15 protein-coding genes and 1 pseudogene are annotated in these 23,478 nt (G+C 62.4%); 15 read left to right on the top strand and 1 reads right to left on the bottom strand.

The genetic code is table 11. From position 1 onward, the window contains the following. Positions 1–338: 338 nt before the first annotated feature. From LD110_RS03460 to LD110_RS03410, 11 genes and pseudogenes are all read left to right on the top strand, one after another. Positions 339–3,743, top strand: coding sequence for a putative Ig domain-containing protein (locus LD110_RS03460; protein ID WP_225496362.1), 3,405 nt, complete (start codon positions 339–341; stop codon positions 3,741–3,743). Between the two features lie 420 nt (positions 3,744–4,163). Further along, a complete protein-coding gene (locus LD110_RS03455) occupies positions 4,164–5,315 on the top strand; it encodes an ABC transporter substrate-binding protein (RefSeq protein ID WP_374200295.1) in 1,152 nt (383 codons plus the stop codon). 32 nt (positions 5,316–5,347) lie between these two features. Continuing rightward, positions 5,348–6,322 (top strand): carbohydrate ABC transporter permease, encoded by a 975-nt coding sequence (locus LD110_RS03450; RefSeq protein ID WP_225496360.1) that lies wholly within the window; start codon positions 5,348–5,350, stop codon positions 6,320–6,322. Then, entirely contained in the window at positions 6,319–7,290 is a 972-nt protein-coding gene (locus tag LD110_RS03445; protein WP_225496358.1) for a carbohydrate ABC transporter permease, read from the top strand. Before LD110_RS03450 ends, LD110_RS03445 begins: the two co-directional genes overlap by 4 nt. Continuing rightward, positions 7,287–9,377, top strand: a complete 2,091-nt coding sequence (locus LD110_RS03440) for a glycoside hydrolase family 36 protein (protein ID WP_225496356.1) — start codon at positions 7,287–7,289, stop codon at positions 9,375–9,377. Before LD110_RS03445 ends, LD110_RS03440 begins: the two co-directional genes overlap by 4 nt. Further along, entirely contained in the window at positions 9,377–10,369 is a 993-nt protein-coding gene (locus LD110_RS03435; protein ID WP_225496354.1) for a hydroxyacid dehydrogenase, read from the top strand. The genes LD110_RS03440 and LD110_RS03435 overlap by 1 nt, the downstream gene beginning before the upstream one ends. Before the next feature lie 626 nt (positions 10,370–10,995). Then, positions 10,996–11,124 (top strand): annotated as a pseudogene (locus tag LD110_RS03430) (IS30 family transposase); the annotation flags it as partial. A 173-nt stretch (positions 11,125–11,297) separates the two neighbouring features. After that, positions 11,298–13,697, top strand: coding sequence for a glycoside hydrolase N-terminal domain-containing protein (locus LD110_RS03425; protein WP_225496352.1), 2,400 nt, complete (start codon positions 11,298–11,300; stop codon positions 13,695–13,697). A gap of 58 nt (positions 13,698–13,755) precedes the next feature. Next, positions 13,756–14,760 (top strand): LacI family DNA-binding transcriptional regulator, encoded by a 1,005-nt coding sequence (locus LD110_RS03420; protein WP_308012399.1) that lies wholly within the window; start codon positions 13,756–13,758, stop codon positions 14,758–14,760. A gap of 281 nt (positions 14,761–15,041) precedes the next feature. After that, positions 15,042–16,811, top strand: coding sequence for a beta-galactosidase family protein (locus tag LD110_RS03415; protein ID WP_225496348.1), 1,770 nt, complete (start codon positions 15,042–15,044; stop codon positions 16,809–16,811). Between the two features lie 580 nt (positions 16,812–17,391). Next, entirely contained in the window at positions 17,392–17,613 is a 222-nt protein-coding gene (locus LD110_RS03410) for a hypothetical protein (protein WP_225496347.1), read from the top strand. Here LD110_RS03410 and LD110_RS03405 read toward each other — a convergent pair. Beyond that, positions 17,588–18,598 (bottom strand): LacI family DNA-binding transcriptional regulator, encoded by a 1,011-nt coding sequence (locus LD110_RS03405; protein WP_225496345.1) that lies wholly within the window; start codon positions 18,596–18,598, stop codon positions 17,588–17,590. The genes LD110_RS03410 and LD110_RS03405 overlap by 26 nt on opposite strands. Positions 18,599–18,911: 313 nt before the next feature. Here LD110_RS03405 and LD110_RS03400 point away from each other — a divergent pair, with 313 nt between their 5' ends. The 4 genes from LD110_RS03400 to LD110_RS03385 all read left to right on the top strand — a co-directional run bounded on the left by LD110_RS03400 (position 18,912) and on the right by LD110_RS03385 (position 23,475). After that, positions 18,912–20,081, top strand: coding sequence for a Gfo/Idh/MocA family protein (locus tag LD110_RS03400; protein WP_225496342.1), 1,170 nt, complete (start codon positions 18,912–18,914; stop codon positions 20,079–20,081). Positions 20,082–20,103: 22 nt separating this feature from the next. After that, complete coding sequence (locus LD110_RS03395; RefSeq protein ID WP_225496340.1) at positions 20,104–21,207, top strand: Gfo/Idh/MocA family protein; 1,104 nt, start codon at positions 20,104–20,106, stop codon at positions 21,205–21,207. 94 nt (positions 21,208–21,301) lie between these two features. Continuing rightward, a complete protein-coding gene (gene manD / locus LD110_RS03390) occupies positions 21,302–22,513 on the top strand; it encodes a D-mannonate dehydratase ManD (protein ID WP_225496338.1) in 1,212 nt (403 codons plus the stop codon). 32 nt (positions 22,514–22,545) lie between these two features. Continuing rightward, complete coding sequence (locus LD110_RS03385) at positions 22,546–23,475, top strand: PfkB family carbohydrate kinase (RefSeq protein ID WP_263854921.1); 930 nt, start codon at positions 22,546–22,548, stop codon at positions 23,473–23,475. Positions 23,476–23,478 lie beyond the last annotated feature (3 nt).

Raw genomic sequence — 23,478 nt, 5'->3', positions numbered from 1 at the left:
GCCATCAAGAGCCAGGCTGCCCGGACTGAAGGGGTGGTATGAGGCGCGCGGTCTGGCCTGGGCATCTGATCAGGAGGCAAGAACCTGGGGTCCTGCCCAGCCTGGGCCTGAGTGCCTCAGAGGGCGTTCTCCTTCGTCGCGGCCGGGCCCGTGAGTCATCGCGAGTCCACTGAAATCGGGCATGCGCTCGAAACGCCACCGCATCCGTCTCGGCGCCTAAGTTATCGGCGAGTTAACGCAAGGCATTGCCCTGTCATTGGGTGTCGGATATCGTCGAGGCGGATAACGTTTGCCTTCCGGCGCGTCATCAATCACCCTCAACGGAGAAGGTACAAGTCATGAGCCCATCTCACGTCATCTCACGGCGTTCCCACATGCTCAAGAGAGCGCTCGCCTTAGGTTCAGTGCTAGGCGTTCTACTCGGTCCATTGCCGCAACCGATTGCGCAGGCTACAACGGTCTCGGGCACCTGCGATGTGCAGTTTCACTCGACCACGAGCGCTGAAGGTTTTACCCACCCGGGGATCGGTCTCACCGAGCCCATCATCCAGAATGTTAAGGCCGGGCTTGCAGCGGGCGCGGAACCGTGGGTCTCGGGTTTCGACGCGCTGAAGCGCGCGCCTGCCGCAGCGGAAAACGCCACGCCCTCCAACGCCGGCGCCGATCCGACCAAGCCGCGTACGACCGCGTTCAATTCGGGCACACGGTTCCTGTTCGAGAACGACGGGCTGAAGGCCTATTCGCAGGCCGTCATGCACGTGCTCACGGGGAAGCAGGTCTACCGGGCCAATGCTCTGGCGATCATCCGCAACTGGGCGCAGATGGACCCGACCCAATTCACGTATTACACCGATTCGCACATCCACAATGGCGTTCCGCTGTTCCGCATGGCCACCGCGGCTGAACTGCTGCGGTACACGAGCTGTGGCAGCGACCCTGCGCTTGTGCTGACCGATGCGGATGCCCAGGCCTTCAGCAACAATCTGATCCGGCCGGCGATCGCCACCTTCATGTCCTCGCCGGACCGTTTCATGAATCAGCACAACTACCCGCTGCTGGGGTCGATGGCCGGATCGATCTTCATGGACGATGCTGCGCTGTATCGGGAGAAGGTCGAGTGGTTCACGGTGAATTCGACGGCTAAGGATCAGGGTTTCAACGGGTCCATCTCGCGTCTGGCCCGGTGGGTCGACAAGAATGACAAGACCGGCGAACCGATCCCCAACCCGCATGTTCAGCAAGTGGAAATGGGGCGTGATCAAGCCCATGGCGGCGGCGATCTCACGAACTTTGCGGGCCTCGCTCGTATGATGCTGTCCCAGGGCACCAAGATGGATCCCGTTCAAGGAACGGTATCGACCGCAGCCAACGCTGTGGGACCGTACGAGTTCCTCGATGACCGGGTCATCAAGGCAGCCGATTACTTCTGGCAGTTCATGTCCGGCCGCGATCCCGAGTGGACCCCGGTCGGGTACGCCATCTCTCCGGACGGCACGATCCGTGACACTTATAACCACATTGCCGATGGCTACCGTGGCCGGTACTCGACCGCGAGCTTCTGGGAGATGTACTACTACTACAAGTACGTGCGCGGAGTGGACGTCGCGAAGATCGCTCCGTTCTACGCTGAGGCGTACGCCAAGCGCTTGACCCCTCAGCAGATCACCTGGGACGGCCACGATGGTGGTGGCGACTCGTGGATGTTCGCTCCCGCGGCGGCAGCAGGCGAGACTGCGGCACCGCCGAACGCCAACCCCAACATTCTTGAGATCGAGCAGCACTACACGCGCCTCGCCGGCGACGTCACTACGGGCGACGGGTTTGTGAGCATGCCCGGAGGCTCGAAGATCGCCTATCTCAGCGGTGCCAACAACAATCCGCAGCAGGGCTTCCGCGTGCGCACGCGCGGCGCGGCCGTCATCCACCTTGGGAGCGTCAGCCACGCCAACACGGTGGAGCGAGACACCGACATCACCGTGCCTGATACCCGCGGCGAATGGCGATACGTCACCGCGAAACGTTCCATGGGCGACATCCTGTACGTCGAGACCGAGGGCGCCACGGTCGACATCGATAACATCGACATCAACGCCCAGGTAGACCTTCACAGCCCGACGTTCCCGGCGAATGCAGCCAAGAGGATCGTCGGCTGGAAGGGTGCCAACCTCGAGATCGACCTCGCGGCCACCGGCCCGGGTGCCATCACGTACAGCGCGACCGGGCTGCCGAACGGCGCGACACTCGACTCGGCCACGGGCCACCTCAGCTGGAATGGCGAGAACCCGGGGACGATCACGCTCGCCGCTGATGATGGAACCAGCGTTGTCGCGCGCACGATCGTGCTGGACACCGCCCCGGACCGCGCTGCGGCTCTGGCGGTGGCGGGGAAGGACTACAAGCCGGATCTCGGCTATGAGTCCGCAACGGACGCCGCGTTCGTCGCTGCACGAGATGCTGCCAAGAACCTGCGGAAGAACAGCACCGACGCGGAGTACGAGGCGACCATGGCCGCCATGGTCGCAGCGGCGGACGGCCTGCGCCTTATCTCGCCGAAGTCCGCCCTTGACGGCAGCCTCGACTACCGGAACGTCCTGTTCTCCTCCACAGCGAAGGAACGCACACCCCTTCTGCTGGACGGCGACGAGCAGACCGGTACCGGCTACCCGCAAGCCGTCAACATGTCGCACATCTTCGACTTCGGCCCTGACTTCCGTGTCTCGGCCAGCAAGTTCGGCTTCCAGAGCAACATCTTCGCCGACCGGCTCGCTAACTCGACGATGTACGGCTCGAACGACGGCGTCAACTGGACCAGGATCACGCCGGGAGCCACGGCGTTCACTCAGGACTACAACACTCTCGATGTGGCACCGGAGTTCATCGACACGCAATTCCGGTATCTCAAGGTCCAGATGATCAAGCAGCTACCTGACGTGCTGTACGGCATTGTTCGGGGGGTGTTCGAGATGACCGAATTCCACATCTACGGCGAACGCCACGAGATTGGAAATCAGATCGCCTCGGCCGTGATCACGTCCCCCGATGCCGTTGCGGGGAAGGTATCGGTGGGCGATACCGTCAATGTCACCGTGACCACGAAGAAGGCGGTCCAGGCCGTTAACGTCAACGTCATGGGCATCCAGAAGGCTGCCACGTCGAGCGACGGTATCAACTGGCTGGCCCCTGTCGCTCTTGACGGCGTCGCAGCCGGCCCTGTTTCGCTCAGCGTCGACTACACCGACGGCGACAAGGCAGGTCCCACCCTGTACGGCACCACCGACGGAAAGAACCTGTTCGTCGGAGGTAACCGGGCCCAGCGCATCGACGTGGCAAACAGCGCGACCGTCGTCGCCTCTTCCCCCCAATTGGCGACCAGCAACCCATTGCCTGCGGACAAGGTCGGGTACCTGCTGTTCGACAACGACTCGACGACGTTTACTGATCTCCAGGCGGCCGCAGCCTATTACACTCTCGATTTCGGTGCCGGGAAGTCGGTCCAGCTCAACGATCTGTTCTTCCTTCCGCGAACCGGTCAGACCGTCCGCGCTGACGGCACCTTCGTGCAGGGTTCGAACGACGGTCAGACCTGGACGAACTTGAGCGCGCCGCTCACGGGTAGCAAGGATGGCGTGTGGACCGCGCGTCCTGTCACGGACAGCACGTCCTACCGCTATTTCAAGGTGACGAATGCGAGCAACTGGCGGGGCAACATGGCGGAGATCCAGCTCTTCGGCACGCTCCGATAACAGAGTTCCGTCTTAACGCTGAAAGGCCGCGGTAGCTCGCGACGAGAGGGGATCGTGTCCAACACACGGTCCCCTCTCGTGCTGTCTCGACCGACTTTTGAACCTCTGTCACAGGCCGCATTCGACATTGACAGGGTGGGCGCGGTCACAGCATAATTGGATGACGTTATCCATTCGGAGGCGAGTGGGACTACTTGTACCGATCCGCACACCATGTGGGTGTGGAACACGAAGGAGTGATTCATGCGATCTGGAAATCGACGGGCTCTCGCCCTCACTGCAGGTCTTACGGCCGCCGCCCTCTTGAGTGGCTGCTCCACCGGAACCGCGACGGAACCCCAGGGAAAGCCCGGCGAACCGGTTACGATCGACGTGTGGGGGTGGGACCCGGTCCAAAAGCAGGTTGTTGACGCGTTCAACATGAGTCAGGACCAGGTCAAGGTCAAATATGTGCAGCAGGCGGACAATGTCGCGATGCAGACCAATTTCCGTAATGTGATGGAGTCCAAGAAGGACGTTCCGTGCCTGGCGCAGGGCTTTGCGCCGTTGGCGACGTCGCTCGTGAATGGATGGGCTCAGGACATCACCGCGTATGTCAAGCCGATCGAAGACAAGTTCGGTGCCGGGGCGTTGTCTGCGGCAAAGCTCGGGGACAAGTACTACGGCATCCCGACTGGTGCGAGCGCGAAGTTCATGGTGGTCAACTCGAAGACGCTGAAGGCCGCTGGCGTCGAGGCCCCGAAGACGTGGGAGGAACTGATCAAGACCGGTAAGGCGCTTGCGCCTTCCGGGACCAAGGTGATCAATCTTGCAGGTGAGGACCCGAGCGTGCTGCTCGATCTCGCGCAGCAGGCGAAGGCCGAATGGTTCAAGATTGACGGTGACAAGTGGGTCGTCAACCTGCACAGCCCGGAGACCTTGAAGGCGGCTGATGTCTTCCAGCAGATCGTGGACAACGGCCTGAACTCGACGCAGACTTACAAGGATCGCCCGGCACTGTACTCGTACTTCGACAGTGGCAAACTGGCGACGCTGCCGACGCAGTGGTGGTCGCTGCCTGGGCTGCAGACCAACTTCAAGACTTCGCTCGGCGACTGGCAGGCCGTTCCCATCCCGCAGTTCGAGGGCGGGGCGGGCCAGGGAGCCCCTGGTCGAGCCACGGCGTCAATCGTTCCGGTCGGGTGCAAGACCCCGGACGCGGCGGTGAAGTTCGTGACCTTCGCCTTGACCGATCCGAAGGGTATCGAGGCGAGCCGCACTAAGGACACGGGAACGGTTGCGGTTCCGGCGGCGCTGAAGGATGTGTCGCAGTACACGGAGGCGGTGGTTCCTACGAAGCTTTTCGCTCAGTCGCCCAAGGAGGTCGGGAAGGTCATTGCTGATGCGCAGGCCAATGTGATCGGCGGGTTCGAGCAGGGCCCCGACTACGATTCGTGGTTCCCGCAGCTGCAGGACCAGTGGGGCAAGGCTGTTGCCAAGCAGATCACGTTCAAGCAGGCCCTGGTGAATGTCGAGGCGTACATTGCGGACGATCTGAAGAGCAAGGGCATCGCTTACACGATCGCGAAGTAGTCCGTTCGTCATATCAAAGGAAGGAGACGCGGATGTCATCCGTCACGGACGTGCGTGAGCACGAACTGGACCTGGCGTCAAAACGGGTCAGACGTGAGAGATCCGGGTCTCCACGATTGTCCTGGCGCACTGTGCAGCGACTCAAGGGGGCGTCGTTCACCTGGCCCTTCTTCGCGGGCTTCGCGCTGTTCACGCTGGTTCCGGTGGTCATGGCGCTCGGGCAGAGTCTGTTCACGACCAAGTCATCTGGTCTCGGATTCGGTGGAGCGCAGGTCACGTTCTCGGGGTTCGACAACTTCGCCCGGGGCTTGGCCGACGGTGTCTTCTGGGAGTCGATGCTCCGGGCAGGAAGCTATGCCGTGGTCGTGGTGCCGCTGACGCAGATTGTCAGCCTCATGCTCGCCCTGCTGGTTGACGCCGTCACTCGCCGAGTTGCAGGTCGCTTCCGGCTTTCGCTGCTTGTGCCGTACATGATCCCTGGCATCGTTGCCACGATGATCTGGATCTATCTTTACAGCCCGACAGTGGGTCCGTTCCAGTCGCTCTTTGAGTTGCTGCATCTCGACATTAATTTCTTTGCGGGGTCGATGATCTGGGTATCCATCGGAAACCTTCATATCTGGGGGACCATCGGATTCAACATGTTGATTCTCAACGGTGCTTTACAGTCAGTTCCACGCGAACTCTTCGATGCCGCACGCGTTGATGGCGCTTCTGAGCTGCGCATCGCACTGTCGATCAAGGTGCCATTCGTCCGCACGTCGCTGGTGCTGACGGGTTTGCTCGCGATCATTGGCACCTTGCAGATTTTTGCTGAGCCGGTGCTGTTCCGCTCGGTGTCGCCGGAGACGATTACGAAGGACTTCACCCCGGCCATGGTGATTTATAACCAAGCATTCCAGGTTGGAAACCTTAACTATGCCGCAGCGCTGTCGATCATACTTGCCGGAGTTGTCGGGATTGCCTCCGCTGTCATCTACCGCTTCACGAACAAGGTCGGATCATGAGCCTCACACGTATGGACAATGAGACGGCGGACACGACGCGGGCGGTGATGTCGGCTGAGCGGAAGGACCCGCGTGCTGTGCGTCGTCGGCGGAGAGGGGCGGCGATGGGTGATGACTCGGGTGGCGCAGCTGTACGCGGCGCATCGAAGTGGTTCGTGCTCGCTGGCCTGATCCTGTTCACGATCTACTCCGTCGGGCCAGCATGGTGGTTGATCGTTTCGGCAACCAAGTCCAGGGAGCAGTTATACACCACCAACGGTCTGTGGTTCGCCGACTTCCGCCTGATCGACAACATCGTTGAACTCTTCAAATATGAGAACGGATCCTTCGGTCTTTGGCTGTGGAATTCGGTCCTCTACGCCACTGCCGGGTCAATCGGTCAGACGATCATCGCGCTGGCTGCCGGTTACGGTCTGGCAATGTACCAGTACAGGGGCAAGGGAACCTCGATGGCGTTCGTTATCGGTTCCTTCCTCATCCCTGGCGCACTTCTCACGGTCCCGTCATACCTGCTGTTCGTGCAGCTGGGGCTCTTCGACACCATCTGGTCGATGATCATCCCCGCATTTTTCGGACCTTTCTCCGTCTATCTGGCCAAAGTGTATGCGGAAGGTGCCGTGCCCCAGGAACTTCTGGAAGCAGCCCGAATTGACGGTGCCGGCGAGTACCGCACGTTCTTCAGCATCGGCCTGCGCCTGCTTACCACGGCTGGAGCCACCATCTTCCTGCTGCACTTTGTCGCTGCGTGGAACTCTTTTTATGGGCCACTGATCATGCTCCGTGATCGCAATCTATGGCCGGTCATGCTGGGCCTCTATTCGTGGATGGGAAGGGGAGCAGACTCGCAAGTGGATGTGACGACGCTCGTAATCACAGGTTCGCTCGTGGCGACCATTCCGATGGTGCTCCTTTTGGTCGCCATGCAGCGGTACTGGCGTGCAGGTGTGACGATGGGAAGCCTGAAGTGACCGTGTCTGATGAACGGGTAGCACTGGCCGATGAAGGCGAGCAGGCGGCTTCGCTTCTCGCTGAATTGCACTGGTCGGCAGAGCAACCGCTCTCCTTGATCTCCCTCGACGGCGTCGAGCTTCTCGGTCGACAGGGCGTGCCGCTTGTGGAGGTGTTCACGGCGCGCGAGCAACGCGCGCGAACGAGTCAGGCCTATGTGCGCTCCGCTGTTGGGTCCCGGCTGCGTGTGCATCACCTTGAAGAACAGAGCGAAGACGGCATGCAGCGCCTGATGGTGGAGCAGCGCGATGAGCTCTCCGGTCTTTCCGTGCAGACCACGCTGAGCCGCCCTATCGGGATGAGTGTGATGCGCGTTGAAACCCTTCTGCGTAACACCTCGAGTGAGCCGCTCACGGTCACTGCGGTCACGACGTCGTTCGGTATTGCCCAGACCGAGCGTCTCGACGGAATTGACGTGGGAACGGCGGCGAGCGAGTGGCTCGGTGAGAACCGCTGGCAGGAAGTACCTCTGAGCGAGGTTCTTCCTCAACTTGCCCTGGCATTCCATGGTCAGGACGCCCGCGGGCATCATGGCATCACAAGCCACGGTGGATGGTCCAGTGGTGAGCGTCTGCCGATCGGGTATCTTGCTGACCGCGTGTCCGGGGAGACGGTCGCCTGGCAGATTGAGACGAGCGCCGGGTGGCACGCTGACTTGTCCGCGACGCGGGAGGGGGCCGTTCTGGCGCTCCTGGGGCCCGCCGACCTTGAGCATCATTTTGCCCATCGGATCGAACCGGGTGCTTCGTTCGAGGCGGTCGCGATAGCAGTCGCGGTGTCGGAACAGGGCCGGGACGGCGCGCTTGGGCAACTGACGGCCTACCGTCGATGGTTGCGGGGCGATGCGCCTCGGGGAGGCGACCTGCCCGTCATCTACAACGATTTCATGAATACGCTCATGGGGCAGCCGACAACTGAGGCCCTCCTTCCGCTGATCCGGGAAGCCGCGGCTGCAGGTGCAGAGGTATTCTGCATCGACGCAGGCTGGTTCGCGGACCCGGAAATCGGCGACTGGTGGGACACCATCGGTGAATGGACCGAGGCCCCCGGCCGCTTCGCGGGCGGTCTTGGGGCAGTCATCGAGGAGATCCACAGCAACGGCATGCGATCCGGCATCTGGCTGGAGCCCGAGATTGTGGGGGTCAAGAGCCCGCTCGCTGCCGCACTTCCTGACGAGTGGTTCTTCCAAAGATTCGGCGAGCGCGTCCGCGAGCACGACCGGTATCACCTGGATCTGCGCCATCCCGAAGTGCGGCGTCACCTCGACAGGGTGATTGATGGGCTTATCAGTGATTTCGGTGTGTCGTACTTCAAATTCGACTACAACATCAATCCCGGTGTTGGCACGGATTGGCAGGCGGTCGGCGCCGGTGACGGGCTGCTTGGGCACACGCGGGCGCTGCGCGACTGGCTGGTGGGGATCGGTGAGCGGCATCCGCACGTTCTCATCGAGAATTGCAGCTCTGGTGCGATGCGTGCTGACTACTCGCTGCTTTCTGTGACCCACATCCAGTCCACGAGTGATCAACAGGACTTCCGTTTGTATCCTCCGGTCGCGGCTTCGGCTCCGGCCCACATCATTCCCGAACAGTGTGGGAACTGGGCCTATCCGGCGTCGGACATGACGGCAGAAGAGACGGCGTTCACGCTGGTCACAGGGCTCAGCGGCCGTCTGTACCTTTCCGGTTTCCTCGACCAGCTCAGCTCCTCTCAGCGTGAGCTTGTGAGCGAGGCTGTCGCTCTGTATCGACGGGACCGTCACTTTCTGAGCTCGGCGATCCCGTTCTGGCCACTCGGTCTACCGGCCTGGACGGACCGGACGGTCTGCCTGGGATTGCGTCATGCTGACGGTGTGAGGCTCTATATCTGGGATCGCGGAGAGGAACCAGCAGAGCTGCTGATCCCCGATGTCCACGGATCCGCATTCGTGGCTTACCCGAATAGGGCGGCATCCTGGTCGCTTGAACAACGTTCTGGGGGGCTCGCCGTGCGGACCCTGCCCGGAGCAACAGCCCGTGTGATCACCGTAGTGGAGGAGAGGAACTGATGGCAGGCGTGAAGGCGGTGTTCGCCATGAACCCCGAGGTCATGCCCTTTGTCTTCGGCGAAAGCGAGATCGAGCGCCTGCGTGAGCTCGTTGACGTGGACCCGCAACGGCTCCTGACCTGGGTGGAGGACCGTGAGCCTGTTCTGGAAGGGCTCGCCGACGTCGAACTGGTGATCAGCGGCTGGGGTGTCCCGTTCCTCGGCGCGAAGCAGCTCGAGCAGCTACCGGCGTTGCGTGCGGTGGTGCACTGGGGAGGGGGAGTCGGGTTCCTCGATCACAGCGCCCGCGAACGTGGGATCGCGGTGTCATCGGCTCGTGTCGCTAACGGCATCCCCGTCGCGGAATTCACCATCGCGATGATCACTCTGGCCGCCAAAGACGCCTTCTGGGTCTCGCGACAGTACTGCCGTGAGCAACGAGAGGTTTACCGCGAGGCCGAGCTACCGCATACCGGCCTGTATGGAACCACGGTGGGCCTGGTCGGAGCATCGACGATCGGGATGATGGTAATCGAGCAGCTCGCCGCTCGGGACGTAGAAGTGCTCGTGTACGACCCGTACCTGGGGGAGGCCGCTGCTGCACGCCTCGGGGTGGAACTCGTCAGCGATCTTGAAGACCTTGCCCGGCGGAGCACCGTGCTCTCCCTGCACGCCCCGGTGACTCCCCAGACGGAGGGGATGATCTCGCGCAAGGTGCTCGCCGCCTTGCCCGACCGGGCGACCCTGGTCAATACGGCCCGAGGGATCCTGGTCGACCAGGACGCCCTCGTCGAGGAACTCGCCGCGAACCGGATCCGGGCGATCCTGGACGTCACTGAACCGGAAGTGCTGCCCGAGGGACACCCCCTCTACACCCTGCCCAACGTCTTCCTCACCCCGCACCTTGCCGGATCCACCGGTGTCGAGCTGAGAAGGCTCGGTCATGCGGCTCTGGCCGAAATCGAGCGGTTCATTGCGGGCGTCCCCTTCGCCCACCCGTTCCCCGTTCCTTGACCGACGCACGCAGATCACGGCGTCCTGCTGACCTCGACAGCGACGGAACGGGCGCTGCGATCGGGCGGCGATGTCAGCCCTTGTGCTTCGGCTGGACCCCTCGGGAACTTCGCGATCGTCACTCGTTCTCTAACCGCGAGTGCTTGCTGACTGACGCACTCGTCAGGCGACGGGCCCGTCGGCCAACTGAACTGGGCTGACAACGCCCCCATTGATGACCATCGCGAAGACCGTCTACGCGGTGGTCATCAATGGTGTTAAGCAAGAACGCTGCCAGAATCGCTGAAGTAAACAGCCCCACTGGCGCCGAACTACGGACACTGCCGGGCAACGAAGCGCTCCTGGATCGCGAGTCAATCCGGGTCGTTATCTGCCTCCGATATGCGTATCGCCCGGTCCAACGATCAGATTGAACGACGTTCACCAGTGCCGACTGTGACAGTTTTGTTTGGCCCTGGTAGGACGGGGCGGATTCTAACGAACGCCGCAATGCTCAGCGGTTATATGTGGGTGTTTAGCCTAGCAAAGCGTTCTGCCCGGGTGTCGTCATCAAGGACGGCGCGCGGGGTCGGTCGTTGAATGCAGCAGCCACCAACGCGAGGTTCGCGGGTGAGTGAAGAGCCTGATCACTGACTTGGGATCAGGGAAGCGAAATGAATCTTCCCGCCGATTTCACCGCCGCTACCGGCGTCCCCGTCTACTGCCGCGAGCCCCGATCGCCCTGGGAGCGCGGCACCAATAAGAACACGAACGGGCATGTCGTGGCCCGGTCTGCAGGGTTGAACGGCCGGTCGTTGATCATCAGCACGTTCCCTGGGAAAGCGATGGAGTGTCGGGGTTGACAGGGCGGACGAACCAATTGCAGTCGGATAACGCTATCCTTAAAGGGAGGTAAGCTATCAACTCCCATCAGTGAAAGGACGCCTCCATGCCTATCGAAAGCGAGAAGGCCGCCGCCCAGGGCCTTTTGGGAACCGATCCCGGGGTGATCTTCGATAGTTGTCCAGCGGTGAACTTCACCGAGGGGTTCCTCCTCGGCAATGGAACGCTCGGCGCCACTGTGTATGGCGGGTATGGTACCGAGACGTTCGACCTCAATCTCGACACCGTGTGGTCGGGCGGACCGCTTTCCGACACCGAGGCCCCGCATGGGGACATCGCCGATCGGCTGCGTGAAGCGATCGCTGGTCATGATCATGCCTCAGCTGACGCATTGGCACGGCGTCTTCAGTCGGACCGCTACACGCAGTCGTACCAGCCCGTCGGCCGCCTCACCTGGCATTGGGGGGACCCCGCGCCAGCGGACGACTATAGAAGACGTCTCGATCTGAGGCTGGCCGAAGCGACGGTCGAACATGCCGGCCAACGGATGCATGCGTACGTCACTGCCCCGGATCGGGTGCTCGTCGCTGAGGCGGAAGGGGACGTTCGTCCCCTGTACCCCAAGGCGAGCGTTAGTTTCGAGAGTCCCCATCCTGTGCTGTTCGAAGAGAGGGCTGCGGACGGTGACGTGGAGTGGGTCCTCGCGGCCGGCCGCGCCCCAGCTCTGGTGCTCCCGAATTACGTGGAGGACCCAGAAGCGGTGCGGTACGGTGATGAGCCGATCGGGCCGGGTGCAGTCGCGCCCGCAGGGATGGGCTGGGCTATCGCTGCCGCCGTGAAACGGGAGCGCGGTGATACCGCTCGACTGATCGCGACCGTGGTAAGCGGGTTTCAAGGCCATAACGAGCCTGTAAGTATCGACCTTGAGCAGCTGGTCGCGACGGCTCGCGCCCGCGTCCAATCTGCGCTGAGCGCTCCTTCGGGCGAACTGGCCCGCCGGCATCGGGCCGATTACGCCGGTTGGTTCGACCGTGCTGCGATCGATCTCACGCCGTCGGGGGCGCCAGCAGCGGTGCAACGCTACTTCGACCTCGGGCGTTACCTCCTCATCTCCTCGTCCCGCCCGGAGACGCAGCCGGCAAACCTGCAGGGGATCTGGAACGTCGACGTGCGGCCTGGGTGGAGCTCGAACTACACGAGTAATATCAATGTGCAGATGAACTACTGGGGAGCCGAGCTTGTCGGCCTCGGGGAGCTTGCTCATCCGTTGCATTCTCTCGTGTCAGACCTCGCTGTCGCTGGGCGATCTACGGCGCGCCTGCGGTATGGGGCGCGTGGGGCTGTCGTGCATCACAACACGGACATCTGGAGGTTCAGTGCTCCGGTTAAGGGGGAACCCAGATGGTCGAACTGGAGTATGGGGCTGGCGTGGCTCTGTGCGCATCTGGGCGACCGGCTGGACTTCCGATGGTCTGATCGGTTCGCCCGGGACGTCGCGCAGCCCGCACTTCGAGCCGCGGCCGAATTCGTTCTCGACCAGTTGATGGAGGGCGATGACAAGCGGCTGGTGGTCAGTCCATCCAGCTCCCCTGAGCATGCCTTTGCGCACGAAGGCACGACGGGCAGTATCACGGCCGGAGCGGCTATCGACCAGGAACTCGCGCATCAGGTGCTCAGTCGTTACATCGCCCTCGACGAAAAGCTGGGGCTCAACGATGACTTGGCGACAGAGGCCGCGGACGCGCTGCTGCGCCTGCACCTTCCCGGCATGGATGCTGACGGGCGAACCGAGGAATGGCTGCCGGACTTCACGGCGACCGAGCTGGATCACCGGCACCTCTCCCACCTCTACGGGGCGTTTCCGGGATCGCGCGTCACCCGGACCGGTGACCCTGCGGCTTTCGAGGGCGTACGAAGGGCGTTGTTCTCGCGTCTGGAGCACGGCGGAGGTTACACGGGCTGGAGCCAGGCCTGGGTTCTCTGCCTCGCAGCCCGGCTCGGCGACGCGGAGCTGGCAGAGCTCGCGCTCTCGCGGCTGCTGGATGATCTCAGCTCCACAACGCTGCTCGACCTTCACCCGCATCATGACTGGCCGGGCGGTAACATCTTCCAGATCGATGGCAACCTCGGCGCCGTGGCTGGCATCACGGAACTGCTCCTTCAAAGCCACGATGGCGCGATCTCGTTACTTCCGTGCCTCCCTGCGAGCTGGACGGATGGGTCCGCGCGGGGTCTGAGAGCGAGAGGGGGCGTTGTCGTGGACATGCGCTGGGTTGATGGCGCGCTGCAGGATGCCAGCCTCATGGTGAAGGAATCGGGCGTCATCGTGGTGGAGCTAACGGACGTTACGGAGATCGAGGTGCTGAATGGTGGCGGCGCACCGGTGGACATTGTCCGCCTAGGAAGCCGGGCCGGGCGGGGCCGATGGCAGTGGAACGCGTCGCGTGATGGTCGATACCAGATCCACACGCGCCAGCACCTTACAGATGGGATAGCGTATGCATGAGAGCGCACGTGGAAGGAAATCGAAGTTGTCTGTGAATAAACCGCCTACGCTGGCGGATGTGGCCAGACTCGCAGGCGTATCCGTCCCAACAGCTTCGCGGGCGCTCAATGGAGGAGTCCGCGGCAAGGACAGTGGGTCCCCTGAGCTTCGGCTCCGAGTTCTCGACGCCGCGGACGCCCTGGGGTATGCCGTGAACCCTGCAGCGCAGACCACGAAAGGCGGTCGCGCCCGCACTGTCGCATTGCTTGTGAGTGATATCGAGGACTTCGGATCCGCGACCATAATCTCGGGCGTCATGCATGCTGCGGAAAAGCGCGGCGTTTCTGTCGCAGTGCGCACCACTTTGGACGATCCGCTGCGCGAAATTAAGCTTCTCTCTGCACTTCGGGGCGAACGGCACCGCGCGGTCGTGATCGCCACCGCGAGAACCACCGACGCGCACCGCGAGCAGGCTCTGGAGGCGCAGCTCCGGACCCTCGACGAACACGGCACGCGGGTCGTGATCGTGGGCGACAGCGACCTCGATTTTCCTGCCGTCACCGTAGACAATCACGAATCGAGCCGCCTCCTCGCGGATGCGCTTGCACGATCCGGCAAGCGGCGCTTCGCTATTCTGGCTGCACCGCCCATAGAGATCACCTCGAGGGATCGCGTTCACGGATTCCTCCAGGGGCTCGCTGAACATGATATTGCCGTCCCTGAGTCCAACGTGGTTCACCAGGCCTTCTCCCGGGATGGGGGGTATGCGGCTATCGACGAGCTAGGCGATCGGATCAGGGAGCTGGACGTGATCGCAGCCATGAGTGACGCGATGGCGGTGGGTGCCATCGCCAGGCTGCGTGAACTCGGCATTGAGTCGCCGCGGGATCTTGAGGTCACGGGGTTTGACCATGTTCCGATGCTTGGCGATGTTCTTCCTCGCTTCAGCACGGTGGAGGTTCCGCTCGAGGCGTTTGGAGAGGCGGCACTGTCGCTAGCACTGGATGAGGGTCTCTCCGATCCTAGTGCCCGCATCGCGTTGTATGGGACGCCCATCGTGCACGGAGAGCCTATCGTGCGCTGACATTAGCGGATCCTTGCGCTTCCTTTGGTATTGCCCAATCGGCTTGGCATCTTGGTTCAGGAACAACTTTCTGCGTTCGGTGTAGTAGGAAGGGGTCGCGACGCTCCAGTCTGCTGAGCTTGGGCCATCGACTACGAAGCTTGGAAATCGTTATCCTAGTCTGTGGAGGCGCGAATCGGCAGAGCGCCGGCTGACGGAATGCATCCGGAAGCAACACTCAGATGCCGCGAGCTTTTGGGCTTCGTTCTGTAGAAACCATCCCCTGAGATTGGAATCCGTCAATGTCCCACTTTGAGATCGGCGAGCGTGATTTCATGCTCGACGGCCAGCCACACCGGATCATCTCCGGCGCCTTGCATTACTTCCGTGTCCACCCGGAGCAGTGGGCGGACCGAATCCGCAAGGCACGTCAAATGGGGCTGAACGCCATCGAAACGTATATTCCATGGAATGCGCATGCTCCGGCCCGCGGGATTTTTGAGACCTCGGGAATCTTGGATCTGGGACGGTTTTTGGATCTCGTGTCGGCTGAAGGTATGCACGCCATCGTTCGGCCAGGCCCATACATTTGCGCTGAATGGGACAACGGGGGGCTGCCCGCGTGGTTGTTTGATTCCGGGGTGAACGCCATCCGGGAGGACGATGACGCATACCTAGGAGCAATTAGGGAGTACTTCGAACAGCTCGCACCCATTTTGGTCCCCCGTCAGATCGATACCGGCGGACCCATCATCCTGATCCAGATAGAAAACGAGTATGGTGCCTATGGCGACGATCATGTCTACCTGGAGAAGTTGGTGCAGATCAACCGCGACATCGGCCTGACCGTGCCGTTCACCACCGTTGACCAGCCCGAAGACCGCATGCTGGCGAACGGGAGCCTTCCTGAATTGCACAAAACCGGCTCCTTCGGCTCCCGCGCAGCTGAACGCCTGGCAATCCTCCGCCGGTACCAGCCCACCGGGCCGCTGATGTGCTCAGAGTTCTGGGTGGGCTGGTTTGACCATTGGGGTGCCCACCACCATACGACGGCGGCTGAGCCGGCGGCGGAAGAACTGGATGTCATGCTAGGGCTCGGCGCGTCAGTGAACATCTACATGTTCCATGGCGGAACGAACTTCGGCTTCACCAACGGCGCCAATGACAAGGGCGTGTACCAGCCCACGGTCACAAGCTATGACTACGATGCCCCACTGGACGAATCCGGCAACCCGACGGCCAAGTATTGGGCCCTTCGGGCCGTGATCGCCAAATACGCCGACCTTGATGACAGCGACGTTCCGGTACCCACCCAGCCCATGGACCACGCAGTTGTGCAGCTCTCAAGCAAGGTGTCGCTCTGGGAGTCCTTGGACCAGCTCGGGGAGGAGAACCAGGAGAGGGTTCTACCTACACACGACGACCTGGCGCACTATTCCGGGTTCAGTGTCTATTCCATCGAAGTGGCTGTTAGTGGTCCCTCGGTCCTGGACTTCGACGCCATCCGTGACCGCGCGCAGGTCTTCCTAAACCGGCAGCCGGTCGGGACCATGGCACGTGACCACCACGAGACGTCCATCACCCTGCCCAATGATGCAGTGGGAACGCTTCAGATCCTGGTTGAGGACCAAGGCCGGGTGAATTACGGACCGAGGCTAGGGGAGCCGAAGGGCCTCATAGGGGAAGGACGCATCAACGGTAAGGCAGTCGAAGAGTGGAACTGCCTTCCCCTGGACCTTGCGGGTATCCCCGGCGGGCTGCCCGGGGCGAACCACCACCCGGTTGCCCCGGACCAGCCGGTCTCCGGCCCCGCATTCGTCCTCGGTGACTTCGAGGTTCACACCCCTGCCGATACTTTCCTGTCCATGGGCGGCTGGACCAAGGGCATCGTCTGGATCAATGGCTTCTGCCTGGGCCGATACTGGTCCCGGGGCCCCCAAGATGCCCTGTACGTCCCCGGACCGCTCCTTCGAAAAGAAAAAAACTCGATCACAGTCTTCGAACTGCACGCAGCAAGGGCGCCGATCGTAGAACTGGTGCCCGCACCTGGACTCGGACACACCGAATACTGAGCCAGCCGGTGCAGCGCACGAACAAGCCAAAGCCCCCCCGCAAAGAAGGCGTCGTAGGGCGCTGGCTCCTTTGTAATTGACCAATACAAGACTCGTTCAATCACCGCATCCCACCCGGATAGGTGATAGTAACTACCTCCTCTGTAATCGTGTGGTCCCACGTCAGTTTGACGATGTCGGAGACGTGCTGGCCAGTACCAGTGCAAGGATGATGTTGCGCGGTCTCGTGGGCATGAATCGAGAGTGTCGTGGCGCCAGCCCGGATCGCTTGATCTTATCCGTGGCCAATGGTGTTGGTGTAGGTGCGCGGGACAGCTTTGGCGATGGTTGCCCTGGTACCCGCGACGTCGAGCACAGCCCTTCACAGGGTCGACTGGCCCCCGGGCTTCTCCCCGTTTTCGGGGAGAAGCCCGGGGGTTCGCATACTGTTCCCCTTTTTCGATTTCGGGGCTATGGCGGCGCAAGTTGGAGGCGCTTTGTGCCCCCGCGGGTTGACCTGCGGGCTCTATCAGCCCGCGGCCGCACAGCACCCGGCTCAGACCTCGGCAACTTCCTCGCCGGCCCTTGCCCGCTCAGTGAGATGGACGTGCAACCGCCCGGCACGATCGAGCTCCGCACCAACGCGCATCGTTTTGAAATCAGCAACTTCAACCTCGCGGCCATCCACGCCCTCGGCGGCGCGCTGGAACTGATTAAAAAGGTCTGCGTGGCCAACATTGAAGAGCACACCCACACCCTGGGGGATCAACTAATCGGAATCGCTGACCGCCTCGGCATCAATCATTCCCATGAGGCGTCTTAGAACTAACGAAGTCGCCGGTGGACTCACGCCAGATGATGCGCTGCAGTCCTCCGCCGGAAGGCGGTTCTGGTTCATCACGCAAGGCGGCAACTAGTCGCTGAACTGATCGGGCACCGAGCCTCTGGTAGTCCAGGAAGACGGTAGTGATTGACGGCACTTGGAGTGCGCTGGAGACCAGGTCGTCCCACCCTGTGACGCAGAGATCGCCGGGTACGGTCCATCCGCGCTCCAGTGCGCCACGAACGACGCCGGTGGCCACCAAATCGTTGGATGCTACGACTGCCAGCGGAGGGGCGTCATCGGGAAGACTGCGAATCGCGTTGAGTCCTGACTCGCCGGTCCAATCTCCCTCGATGACGCCCAGGGATTGCAACCCGAGTTTTTCGATAGTCCTGACATAGGCGTCCCTACGGGCCCTGGCCGAAGGGTAGGCCAGCGCTCCGGTGATGTGGAGGAACCGCCGGTGCCCGCGCGAGGCCAGTTCTTCGATCATCGTGACAAGGGGGGCGGGATCAGTGAGGTCCCCAGACACTTTCATATCGTCATCAAACTCAGCGAGAGACAAGACGGTCGCTCCGCCCTCACCGGACGGGCATGGCGGCATCGGCACGAAAGACAGGACTCCTTCAAACTGCCCGGAGTTGACGATCTCATCAAGGCGTTGTTGCCTCGCGTGGAAGTCGCCTGGGAGGGTGTGGACCTCGATGGTGTAGCCGGCTTCCTGGGCTGCTTGGGTTGCGCCAGCAAGTATTTTGGATGCGAACCAGGTGGTGATCGGGAGCACCAATGCCAATCGACCGGTGCGCTGCGTCCGCATGGACCGCGCCGCCAGATTCGGACGATAGCGCAACTCTTTTGCGACTTTAAGTACGCGCTCACGGGTCGCTTGGGAAATGCCAGGCCGCCCGGTCAGGACGTTTGACACCGTGGACTGCGATACGCCCGCGCGGGCTGCTACGTCACGGCTGGTCGGAACTTTTCCCATGCCGCTTCTCCTGCCAGTTATTAGTTCGGTGTCACTTGACGTCTGGTGATCTTCGTCTCATACTAGCAGATACGTATTACTAATACGTATTACATGGACGTGTTGAGGGTCCCAGCCATCGAGGAGGATGTGACAGCAACCTGCTGCGGACTCGAACTGGGTTGGTCTTGAGAAGTACCGAACGGTGCTTGCGGACGCAATGATCGCGGACGTGAAAGCCTCCGCTAACACGGCCACCTAACGTAACCTGGGGTCCCCTTGGCATCTCTGGCCCCCTCCACCCTTCTTGCTTCATGGAGAGAGAGACGAGCGAATGCTCAAAATTGGAATCATCGGCACGGGAGGAATCGCGGATGCCCACATTCGCGGGTATCTGGAGTTCCCTGACGAGTGCCAAATAGTCGCCTTGGCGGACATCCATCCCGGGAAGGCGGCGAGCAAGGCCGAAGCGTTCGGCTTGATTGACGCGGCCACCTACGATGACCCGGCAGAACTCATCGCTGCCGGCGGGGTCGACCTGATCAGCATTGCCACGCCGCCCAGCAGCCATGCCGAACTCTCTATTGCGGGGTTGGACGCGGGCGTCAATGTACTGGTCGAAAAGCCTATGGCACCGTCCCTCGAAGAATGCGACGCGATGCTCGCCGCGCAGAAGCGGTCAGGCAAGGTCTTGTCCGTGGTCGCGCAAAACCGCTTCCGCGACGATATGGCCATCCTCAAGGAAGCGGTCGAGTCAGGAATGATCGGTTCCGTGTCGCATATGCGCATCGACTCCGCCTGGTGGCGTGGCCTGCCGTACTACGACTTGTGGTGGCGCGGAACGTGGGAATCGGAGGGCGGCGGGTGCACGCTCAACCATGCCATTCACCACATTGATCTGACCTTGTGGCTGATGGGAAAGCCCAGCCAGGCCGTCGCAATGATCGCCAATGCGCAACACGACAACGCCGAGGTTGAGGATCTCTCCGTTGCGATCCTCAAGTACGGACGAGGGCTGGCGCAGCTGACCAGCTCTGTCGTGCACCACGGCGAGGAGCAGGAAATCGTTATCCAGGCTGAACACGCGCGCATCTCACAGCCATGGCGCGTCACCGCGGAAGTATCCCAGCCCAACGGATTCCCCCGTGAAGGCGGCAACCCCGCACTTGTCGACGAACTGAACGCGCTGGCCAGCGCGCATGTCCCGCTTGCTCATCAAGGCCACGCCGGGCAGATCGGGGACGTAATGGCGGCCATCCGGGCCGGACACGCACCCACCGCAGACGGTATCGACGGTCGCAACGCCATCGAGATCGTCACTGCGATCTACAAAGCCGGCATCGAGCACGAAGTCGTCGACCTGCCGCTACGCGCGGACGACCCCTACTACCGGGCGGGCGGTCTTCTCCAACGGGCCCCGCACTTTTACGAAAAACGAGAGTCCGTAAGGGAACTCGCCGGCGACATCATCGTGGGCGCCGCAACAAGCACAGTCTCCGACTGACCGAACAAGAGAAAGTTTCAAGATGCCCAGCTCCGACGGCGCCACGTACGCGCCCGCGCCCATGCCCCAACCCGTCGTCAAACCCGGAGAATTCATTTTCGCGGCTGCACACCTGGACCACGGACACATTTACGCAATGACCGAAGGTCTGCTCGGCGCCGGAGGCACGCTGAAGTCGGTTTACGGCGACGATCCAGCCAAAGTTGCCGCCTTCCGGGCAAAGTTCCCCGATGTCCAGGTCGCAGCTAGTGAGGCCGAGATCCTCACCGACCCGGACGTCCGGCTGATCGCCAGCGCTGCAGTTACCTCCGAACGCGCTGCGATCGGACTGCGCGTCATCGATGCCGGAAAAGACTACTTCACCGACAAAGCACCCTTGACCACGCTCGAGCAGCTCGAGGCGGTCCGTGAAGCCACAGACAGGACCGGGCGGAAATATGCGGTGTACTACTCCGAGCGCATCCACGTCGAAGCCGCCGTCCTCGCCGGGCAGCTCATTGAGCGGGGCGCCATCGGAACCGTTCTGCAAGTCACTAGCCTCGGCCCTCACCGGATCGGCGCCCCCGGCTCCCGACCAGACTGGTTCTATGACAAGGATCAGTTCGGAGGAATCCTTTGCGACATCGGCAGCCACAACTTTGAGCAGATGCTGTACTTCACGGGGGCCTCTGACGCCGAAGTCGTCAGCGCAACCGTCGCCAATTACGCACATTCCGAATACCCCGCGTTCGAAGATTTCGGTGACGCGCACATCGTCATGAACAACGGGACTACCGGTTTTGTCCGCGTTGACTGGTTCACCCCGGACGGCTTGCGCACGTGGGGTGATGGACGCACAATCATCCTCGGCACCGACGGCTTCATCGAATTGCGAAAGTACATCAACATCGCCGCCGACGACGGCGCCGACCACCTGTTCCTGGTTAACAAGGACGGCGAACAGTACATCAACGCCACAGGTCGGGTCGGGTACCCGTTTTTCGGCGCACTGATCCGTGACTGCCTGGACCGCACCGAGACCGCGATGACGCAGGCCCACGCCTTCAAAGCCGCGGAAATCAGTGTCAAGGCGCAGATGCTCGCCCGCGACCTCACTGCCGCCGCCGTGGGACAGGAAGCTCGATGATCGACCCCGGACACAGTGGCGCCCGGTGGGACTCGTTCCCTGACCCTGCCTTCAAACCTCAGCCATATCTCTCAGAAGTAGGTAGGACTGCCCTGTGAAGATCACCGACGCACGGGTTGTCGTCTCCTCGCCGGGACGGAACTACGTCACACTCGTCATTGAAACCGAGGACGGGCTGACCGGCATCGGCGACGCCACCCTGAACGGCCGCGAGCTCGCCGTCGCGGCCTACCTCACGGAGCATGTCTGTCCGCTCCTCGTTGGCCGCGACGCCCGTCGTATCGAGGACACGTGGCAGTACTTCTACAAGGGCGCGTACTGGCGCCGCGGCCCCGTGACCATGACGGCGATCGCCGCGGTGGACGTCGCGCTCTGGGACATCAAGGGCAAGGCGGCCGGCATGCCGGTGTACGAGCTGCTCGGCGGCGCAGCCCGCGAGGGCGTTATGGTTTACGGGCACGCGAGCGGCTCCACCCTGGATGACCTCAGCGCGGATTTCCAGCACCACCTGGACCTTGGTTACAAGGCCATTCGGGCACAGGCCGCCGTCCCGGGTCTGGACAAGACCTACGGCATCGCGCCCGTGGACGGCAAGCTTTACGAGCCGGCCAGCAGCAACGTTCCTCAGGAAGACGTCTGGGAAACCACGGCCTACCTGGACTTCGCGCCCAAGATGATGGCGCACGTCCGTGAGCAATTTGGCTACGGGGTGCACGTACTCCACGACGTCCATCACCGCCTGACGCCCATCGAAGCCGGCCGGCTGGGCGCCTCGCTGGAGCAGTACCGGCCGTTCTGGATCGAGGATCCGACGCCGGCCGAGGACCAGTCCGCGTTCCGGCTGATCCGCCAGCACACCACCACGCCGATCGCAGTGGGTGAGGTATTCAATTCGATCTGGGACTGCCAGCAGCTCATCACCGAGCGGCTGATCGACTACATCCGGACCTCCGTCTCCCACAGCGGCGGCATCACCCACCTGCGCCGAATCTTCTCCCTCGCCGAGCTCTATGGAGTCCGTTCCGGGTCGCACGGCGCCGGCGATCTCTCACCGGTGTCCTTCGCCGCGGCGTTGCACGTGGACACGTCCATTCCCAACTTCGGCGTCCAGGAATACATGGGCCACCGCGATCCGGCTGGAGAGGTCTTCACCACCTCCTACAGCTTCACGGACGGCTACATGCACCCCGGGGACGCACCGGGCATCGGTGTGAAGTTCAACGAGGAGGCCGCCACGCGCTTTCCCTTCGACCCCAAATACCTGCCCGTCAACCGCCGCCTCGACGGGTCGGTGCACGACTGGTGAACAGCATCGACAGCAACTTCGATGTGGTGGTGATGGGGGAGATCCTCGTCGAGGTAGCCACCGACCAGCCTTTCAGCCACGGTGTGCCCGCGCACTTGGGCATCTCGGGCGACGCGCTGAACGTCGCCGCCGCTGCGGCCGCCTCGGGTGCCCAGGTCGGCCTGCTCTCCGTGCTGACCGACGACGACCTCGGCCAGGCCATTGCCGCCCGGATCGCCGAATTGGGCATCTCCACCGCTCTCCTGAAATTCCGCAAGGGCCAGCAGGGCGTCTACCTCGTCCACAGCGATCCCGACGGCGAACGCGAGTTTTCCTACGCCCGCACCGGCAGCGTCGGGTCCAGCCTGGGCCCGGACGACGTCGACCCGGCAGTTTTCGCTGCTGCAGGCGCCGTAGTGGCGGGCGGCATCGCCTGCGCCATTTCGGAGTCGTCCCGAGCGGCGGTGTTCAAGGCCGCTGTCGTCGCCAAACGCTTCGTGTTCGATCCCAACTTCCGCCCGCGTCTTACCTCGGTGGAGGAAGCGACGGCGGCACTGCTGCAGCTGGCGCCCCGTGCCTTCCTGGTCACCCCGTCCTTCCCAAGCGAGACCTCGGCGTTGTTGGGCTGCTCCACGCCGGTGGAGGCAGCCGCGAAACTGCGCGGCCTAGGTGCCTGGAATGTTGCCGTCACCTGCGGTGCCAAGGGCGTCCAGCTTGAAGCCGGCGGCGTGTCAGCCTGGGTGCCGTCGATCCCGGCACCTGCCGTCGTGGATCAGACCGGTGCCGGCGACGCGTTTGTTGGCACCCTGACCGCCCGCCTGGTGCTCGGCGACGACTTCCCGACGGCGGCCCGGTTCGGCGCTGCCGCATCGTCCCTGGTGGTGGGCGGCAGGGGCGGTACGGACTTCATTCCAAGTTTTGAGCAGACCCGGGCGCACACCGCCGGGACTTTGGTTGAAGGGACAGTGCCATCGAACGCCTGAGCA

This window comes from Arthrobacter sp. M4, from assembly GCF_020251205.1.
Lineage (GTDB): Bacteria > Actinomycetota > Actinomycetes > Actinomycetales > Micrococcaceae > Arthrobacter.
The sequence above is the reverse complement of the archived record's forward strand: the minus strand, read 5'-3'. Positions and strand labels throughout refer to the sequence as shown.

Bases quoted from the DNA above. Each gene is read 5' to 3' on its own strand.
- LD110_RS03460 (WP_225496362.1), top strand. From the start codon at position 339: ATGAGCCCATCTCACGTCATCTCACGGCGTTCCCACATGCTCAAGAGA.
- LD110_RS03455 (WP_374200295.1), top strand. From the start codon at position 4,164: ATGAGTCAGGACCAGGTCAAGGTCAAATATGTGCAGCAGGCGGACAAT.
- LD110_RS03450 (WP_225496360.1), top strand. From the start codon at position 5,348: ATGTCATCCGTCACGGACGTGCGTGAGCACGAACTGGACCTGGCGTCA.
- LD110_RS03445 (WP_225496358.1), top strand. From the start codon at position 6,319: ATGAGCCTCACACGTATGGACAATGAGACGGCGGACACGACGCGGGCG.
- LD110_RS03435 (WP_225496354.1), top strand. From the start codon at position 9,377: ATGGCAGGCGTGAAGGCGGTGTTCGCCATGAACCCCGAGGTCATGCCC.
- LD110_RS03425 (WP_225496352.1), top strand. From the start codon at position 11,298: ATGCCTATCGAAAGCGAGAAGGCCGCCGCCCAGGGCCTTTTGGGAACC.
- LD110_RS03415 (WP_225496348.1), top strand. From the start codon at position 15,042: ATGTCCCACTTTGAGATCGGCGAGCGTGATTTCATGCTCGACGGCCAG.
- LD110_RS03410 (WP_225496347.1), top strand. From the start codon at position 17,392: ATGGACGTGCAACCGCCCGGCACGATCGAGCTCCGCACCAACGCGCAT.
- LD110_RS03405 (WP_225496345.1), bottom strand. From the start codon at position 18,598: ATGGGAAAAGTTCCGACCAGCCGTGACGTAGCAGCCCGCGCGGGCGTA.
- LD110_RS03400 (WP_225496342.1), top strand. From the start codon at position 18,912: ATGCTCAAAATTGGAATCATCGGCACGGGAGGAATCGCGGATGCCCAC.
- LD110_RS03395 (WP_225496340.1), top strand. From the start codon at position 20,104: ATGCCCAGCTCCGACGGCGCCACGTACGCGCCCGCGCCCATGCCCCAA.
- LD110_RS03385 (WP_263854921.1), top strand. From the start codon at position 22,546: ATGGGGGAGATCCTCGTCGAGGTAGCCACCGACCAGCCTTTCAGCCAC.